A 1,623-nucleotide genomic window follows, 5' to 3' on the forward strand; every position below is an offset into this window, starting at 1 on the left:
GAGTGTTTCTTAAGGATATGTTTTGCCTTGATATACCCAAATAACGATAGAAATAAGCTTAATTATTATAAAAAGTATTGCTAGAAGGATTATTGTTTCATGCTGATGAAATTTTTGTGGAAACTTAAAAAACTTAATCGTGAGGAGAAGATAACTTGAACATAGAAATGGTCTTTGAGTATGAAATCGATCAAAAATTGAGGGTGGCTATTCAAAGATTATTAGTAGAGTGTTTTGAAAAAAGTTATCCTCGCGAAAGAGTTTATTTTAAACAACTTCCTCATTTTAGATTATGGGGTTATTTATTGAAACTAGAAACTCATCGATAGCTGATCGGATAAAACTAGACCTCTGGAAGCATAAATTTTTGAATCTTTCAAAGCTCGTGCTACAATGATTGAAACCTAAATTAAAAGAGGTGTTAGTATGAAAATTGAAGTTTGGTCTGATTTTGTATGTCCGTTTTGTTATATCGGGAAGCGAAGGTTAGAAAAGGCTCTAGACCAATTTTCACATAAAAATGAAGTTGATGTTGAGTTTAAAAGTTTTGAATTAGATCCAAATACTCCAGTCTATTCTGGAGTAAGCATTCACGAAGCAATTGCATCAAAGTATGGGATTAGTATTGAAGAAGCTAAACAAAATAGTATACAAATAGGCCAACAGGCAGCTAGTATAGGTTTAACTTTTAATTTTGAAGAAATGAAACCGACGAACACTTTTGATGCCCATCGTTTGGCAAAGTTTGCAAAGAATCATGAAAAAGAAAAGGATGTCATAGAAAATCTGCTGTTTTCATATTTTACTGAATCCAAAAACTTGAGTGATGCGGAAACACTTGCGGATATTGCGGAAGCTTCAGGTTTAGATAGAAAAGAAGCTTTAAGTGTGCTAAATAATAAAAGTGCTTATGCAAATGATGTTCGAATTGATGAAGGGATTGCCCAACAATATAGGATCACCGGAGTACCATATTTTATTATTAATCAAAAATATGCTATTTCAGGTGCGCAACCACTTGAAACGTTTGTTGGTGCACTTCAAAAGGTGTGGGAAGAAGAGAATCCTAAGCCTAAATTCCAAGAGCTTTCATCAGATGGTACAAATGATGCTCTTTGCACAGATGGTAGCTGTTCGGTACCATCAAAAGAACAATAGCTTTTTCCATCTATTATGTAGTATATGATGTAATTGAGGAATAAGCTGCGTAATACTGTATACCGAAATAGTAATAATTGCTTAATTTTAATCCACAGAAACTTATGAAACTTCTGTGGGTTTTGTTCGTTTTGAGGAAGGAATTTCCCTGATAACTAAATCATTAGGAACGTTCTAAATTGAGACGTGTTCAAGGTTTGTAAAGATAAATACAATTGTTAGCTTGTTATATAGTATGGAGTATTAAAGAGAGAGTATTGGTCTCGGTAAAAGAAATAGAGTAAGAAGGGGAGGCTATGACTTTCTGTTCATTACTACTATTTGAGATAGGGGTATTGTCTAGGGGGAGAGAAGTTTCAATAGTGCATCTCGCATATTATAGTAATGTAAAAGAATGAATCACATTTTTTGAAAAAACTTTTTAAAAACCATTGACTATTATTATATAGAGGTGTAATATTATAT

At 32.8% G+C, this 1,623-nt stretch carries 2 protein-coding genes; both read left to right on the forward strand.

The genetic code is table 11. The annotated features are described in order from the left end of the window. Window positions 1-155: 155 nt before the first annotated feature. Window positions 156-329, forward strand: coding sequence for a hypothetical protein (locus HRG09_RS28015; RefSeq protein WP_174104060.1), 174 nt, complete (start codon window positions 156-158; stop codon window positions 327-329). Between the two features lie 97 nt (window positions 330-426). Next, the gene (locus HRG09_RS28020) at window positions 427-1,158 is read left to right on the forward strand and encodes a DsbA family oxidoreductase (protein WP_174104061.1); all 732 of its coding nucleotides are present in this window, start codon (window positions 427-429) and stop codon (window positions 1,156-1,158) included. Window positions 1,159-1,623: the final 465 nt, after the last annotated feature.

The organism is Bacillus sp. Xin1 (assembly GCF_013314535.1).
Lineage (GTDB): Bacteria > Bacillota > Bacilli > Bacillales > Bacillaceae_G > Bacillus_A.

Coding starts and splice junctions, on each gene's coding strand:
- HRG09_RS28020 (WP_174104061.1), top strand. CDS start 427: ATGAAAATTGAAGTTTGGTCTGATTTTGTATGTCCGTTTTGTTATATC.